General features: G+C 73.6%; 2 protein-coding genes (1 of these 2 running past the window's edge). One reads left to right on the forward strand and one right to left on the reverse strand.

What is annotated here, in order from left to right:
* Positions 1–146 precede the first annotated feature (146 nt).
* The gene (locus EDF63_RS00005) at positions 147–2,573 is read left to right on the forward strand and encodes an excinuclease ABC subunit UvrA (RefSeq protein ID WP_123310060.1); all 2,427 of its coding nucleotides are present in this window, start codon (positions 147–149) and stop codon (positions 2,571–2,573) included.
* Between the two features lie 650 nt (positions 2,574–3,223).
* Here the strand turns inward: EDF63_RS00005 and EDF63_RS00010 are convergent.
* Positions 3,224–4,694, reverse strand: the 3' portion of a protein-coding gene (locus tag EDF63_RS00010; RefSeq protein WP_185021214.1) for an IPT/TIG domain-containing protein. The gene runs 1,640 nt beyond the window's last position; only the last 1,471 of its 3,111 coding nucleotides appear in the window; its start codon lies off the right edge, out of view — the gene reads right to left on this strand; it ends in the stop codon at positions 3,224–3,226.

Here is a 4,694-nt window from a genome sequence, read left to right on the forward strand (position 1 = left end):
CCTCCTCGTCGGCACCGCCACCATCACCGCACAGATCAAGTAACACCCCGCACCACCACGCGAAGGGCCGCCCCGGACAACCGGGACGGCCCTTCCGTCGTGCGCCGGGCGGTCGCACCCAGCAGCACCCGCCTACCATCGAGCAGATGCCCTCCCCCCGATCGACCGCGACCGACGACCAACCGGGGCCCGACGACTTCATCCGTGTCCGCGGCGCCCGTGAGCACAACCTGCAGGACGTCGACGTGGACATCCCGCGCAACCGGATCGTCGCCTTCACCGGCGTCTCCGGCTCGGGCAAGTCCTCGCTCGCGTTCGGCACGGTGTTCGCCGAGGCGCAGCGCCGGTTCCTCGAGTCGGTCGCCCCGTACGCCAGGCGGCTCATCGCGCAGGGGTCGACCCCGCACGTCGACTCCATCACCGGGCTGCCGCCCGCCGTGGCCCTGCAGCAGCGCCGCGGTGCCCCGAGCAGCCGCTCGACCGTCGGCACCCTGACGACCCTGTCGAACTCGATGCGCATGCTGTTCTCGCGAGCCGGCACCTACCCGTCCGGTGCCGACCGGCTCGAGTCGGACTCGTTCTCGCCGAACACCGTCGCCGGCGCCTGTCCCCGGTGCCACGGACTCGGCATCGCCCACGAGGTCACCGAGACCTCGGCCGTGCACGACCCGTCGCTGAGCATCCGCGACGGCGCGATCACCGCGTGGCCCGGGGCGTGGCAGGGCAAGAACCTGCGCGACGTCACGGCGGCGCTCGGCTACGACATCGACGTGCCGTGGCGGGAGCTCTCCCGTCAGGACCGTGACTGGTTGCTGTTCACCGAGGAGCAGCCGGTCGTCCAGGTCCACCCGAAGCGCGACCGTGTCGCGAAGCCGTACAAGGGGCGGTTCTGGAGCGCACGCCAGTTCGTGCTGCACACGCTCGCCGACTCGCAGAGCGAGACCCAGCGGACCAAGGTGCTGCAGTTCGTCGAGTCCGGTCCGTGCGGGCTCTGCGGCGGCACGGGCCTGACGCGGGCGGCCCTCGCGGTCACGGTCGGCGGCCACTCGATCGCGGACCTGAACGGTCTGCCCCTCTCCGCGCTGGCCGACGTCCTGCGCCCGATCGCGACCCTCACGGATGCCGGTGCCGCGACCTCGCGCGCGTCGTCGGGTGAGCACACCGAGGTCGCCGTCGCGATCTCCCGTGACCTGCTGAACCGGGTCGAGGTGCTCGTCGGTCTCGGCCTCGGCTACCTCGCACTCGACCGGGCGACCCCGACGCTCTCCCCCGGTGAGACGCAGCGGCTCCGCATCGCGACGCAGCTGCGGTCGGGGCTCTTCGGCGTCGTCTACGTGCTCGACGAGCCGAGCGCCGGCCTGCACCCCGCCGACGCCGAGTCCCTGGTCGAGGTCCTCGACGACCTGCGCGCCGGCGGCAACAGCGTCTTCGTCGTCGAGCACGACATGAGCATCGTGCGGCGCGCGGACTGGATCGTCGACGTCGGCCCGGGTGCCGGGTCCGGCGGGGGCAGCGTCCTGTACAGCGGGCCGGTCGACGGCCTCGCCGACGTCGAGGCGTCGGTCACCCGACGCTTCCTGCACCCGGGCGACCGTGCCGACGAGGACCGCACCGTCCGGACGCCGGTCGGGACCCTGGAGCTGCGCGACCTCACGCTGCACAACCTGCAGGGACTCGACGTCGACCTGCCGCTCGGGGTGCTGACCGCGGTCACGGGCGTCAGCGGCTCCGGCAAGTCGTCGCTCGTCGGCGGCGTCCTGCCCGGCGTGGCGACGTCGCACCCGCTCGTCGACCGTGTCGTGCAGGTCGACCAGAAGCCGATCGGCCGGACACCGCGCTCGAACCTCGCCACCTACACCGGGCTCTTCGACGCCGTCCGTGCCGCGTTCGCCGCGACCGACGACGCGAAGGCCCGCGGCTGGACCGCCAGCCGCTTCTCGTTCAACGTCGCCGGCGGCCGGTGCGAGGTGTGCCAGGGCGAGGGTTCGGTGTCCGTCGAGCTCCTGTTCCTGCCGGGCAGCTGGGCGCCGTGCCCGGAGTGCCACGGCGCGCGCTACAACGACGAGACGCTCGAGGTGCGGTGGGACGGGGCGACGATCGCGGACGTCCTCGGCATGACCGTCGACCAGGCAGCACCCTTCCTGGCGTCGCTGCCCACAGCAGCCCGTGGCCTCGACGCCCTGCGCCAGGTGGGGCTCGGCTACCTGCGCCTCGGACAGCCCGCCCCGGAGCTGTCCGGTGGTGAGGCCCAGCGCATCAAGCTCGCGACCGAACTGCAGCGCGCCCGCACCGGGCACACGCTCTACCTGCTCGACGAACCGACGACGGGCCTGCACCCCGCCGACGTCGAACTGCTGACCGCACAGCTCGCACGACTCACCGACGCCGGCAACACCGTCGTCGTGGTCGAGCACGCCATGGACGTCGTCGCGAGTGCCGACCACGTCATCGACATGGGGCCGTCCGGCGGCGAGGACGGCGGCCGCGTGGTCGCCACCGGTACGCCCGCCGAGGTGGCCGCCTCGACCACGAGCCGGACCGCGCCGTACTTGCGGGAGCAGCTCGGGCGCTGAGCGCGCCGACCGAGCCTGCGAGGGAGGGGTGGCGGGCTGGCACCGCGCCTCCCGTCCGCACCGTGCGGACCACGCGATCCCGTGCCCGGTTCCGCGCACCGTGCAGCGCAGCAGACACGCACCACGCGGCCAACCCCGCACCACCCGACGACCCCCGCACCGTGCGGACCACGCGACCCCGTGCCCGGCTCGCACCGCGCCTCCCGTCCGCACCGTGCGGACCCCGCGATCCCGTGCCCGGTTGCACGCACCGTGCAGCACAGCAGACACCCACCACGCGACCAACCCCGCGTCACCCGACGAACCCCGCACCGTGCTCAGCCCCCGGCGCCGACCGCCGGACGGGAGGCCCGTGGCCGGCTCGCACCGCGCCTCCCGTCCGCACCGTGCGGACCACGCGATCCCGTGCCCGGTTCCACGCACCGTGCAGCGCAGCAGACACGCACCACGCGGCCAACCCCGCACCACGCGGCCAACCCCGCACCGTGCGGACCCCGCGATCCCGTGCCCGGTTCCACGCACCGTGCAGCGCAGCAGACACGCACCACGCGGCCAACCCCGCACCACCCGACGAACCCCGCACCGTGCGGACCCCGCACGCAGCAGCGCCCGCCGGGACGGATCCCGGCGGGCGCTGCTGGTGGTGCGGACTAGGCCCGACGGAAGCGGCGGGCGATGGTGAGCCCGGCGCCCGCGAGCATCAGCAGGATCGCAAAGGCGATCACCGGAGCCGGGTCGCTGCCCGTGTAGGCGAGCGTCCCGTTCGGGCCGGTGCCGCCGGCGCCACCGTTGCCGGCGGTCGCCAGGCGGACGGTGAACGTCACCGGGTCGGACGCCGCCGAGGTGCCGTCAGCACCGATCTGGGTGGCGGTGATGGTCACCGTTCCCGGGCCGAAGCCGACGATCGGGGTGCACTTCCAGGTGCCGTCGGCCGCCACGACCGCGGTGCAGACGACGACCGTGCCGACGGTGACCGTGACGGTCGCGCCCGGCTGGCCGGTGCCGGTGATCGGCGGGTTGGGCGTCGTGACGGTGCCACCGTCCTCCGGCGAGGTGATCACGGGCGGCGGGGTCGTCGTGGTCGACGCGGGGTTGTAGGTGTAGACCAGCGGGTCGGACGTGCCACCCGGGGTCGTCACCGTGACCTCGACGTCACCGGCAGCGTGCGCCGGCGTCGTGAAGGTGAGCGTCGTGCCGTCCGCCGACACGCTGTCCGGCGTGATCGGGTCGGAGCCGTCCACCGAGACCGTCGAGTCGTCGGTGAAGCCGGTGCCCGTGACGGTCACGACCGTGCCACCCGCAGCCGGACCGTTGTCCGGGTCCAGCGCCGAGAGCGTCGGGACCGCGGCCGGGGCCGGGTCGTAGGTGTACGGCAGCGGCGCCGAGGTGCCGGCCCCGTTGGTGACGGTCACGGGGACCGTACCGGCGGTGTGCGCCGGCGTCGTGAACGTCAGCTCGGTGCCGTCGTCCGAGACGCTGTCGGGCGTGATCGGGTCGGACCCGTCGACCGAGACCGTCGAGTCGTCGGCGAAGCCGGTGCCGGAGACCGTGACGACCGTGCCACCGGTGACCGGACCGTTGTCGGGGTCCAGCGCCGTCAGCGTCGGGGCCCCGGCGGGTGCCGGGTTGTAGGTGTACGTCAGTGGGTCCGAGGTCCCCGCGTCGGTCGTGACCGTCACGTCGACGGGACCGGCGACGTGTGCCGGCGTCGTGAACGTGAGCTCGGTGCCGTCGTCGGAGATCGACTCCGGGACGATCGGGTCGGACCCGTCGACGGAGACGGTCGCGTCGTCGGTGAACCCGGTGCCCGTGACGGTGACGAGCGTGCCGCCACCGACCGGCCCGTTGTCGGGGTCCAGCGCGGTGAGCGTCGGCACGGCTGCGGGTGCCGCGGTGTAGGTGAAGTCGAGCGGGTCGGACGTCCCACCAGGCGTGGTGACCGTGACGTCGACCGTGCCGACGGCGTGTGCCGGCGTCGTGAAGGTCAGCTCGGTGCCGTCGTCCGAGACGGAGTCCGCCTCGATCGGGTCGGAACCGTCGACCGACACCGTGGCGTCGTCCGTGAAGCCCGTACCCGTCACGGTGACGACCGTGCCACCGGCCACCGGGCCGTTGTCGGGG

The sequence above is a fragment of the Curtobacterium sp. JUb34 genome, from assembly GCF_003755065.1.
In the GTDB taxonomy this organism is placed as follows: Bacteria; Actinomycetota; Actinomycetes; order Actinomycetales; family Microbacteriaceae; genus Curtobacterium.

Excerpts from the sequence above, each read along its gene's own strand:
- EDF63_RS00005 (WP_123310060.1), top strand. The coding sequence starts at position 147 with ATGCCCTCCCCCCGATCGACCGCGACCGACGACCAACCGGGGCCCGAC.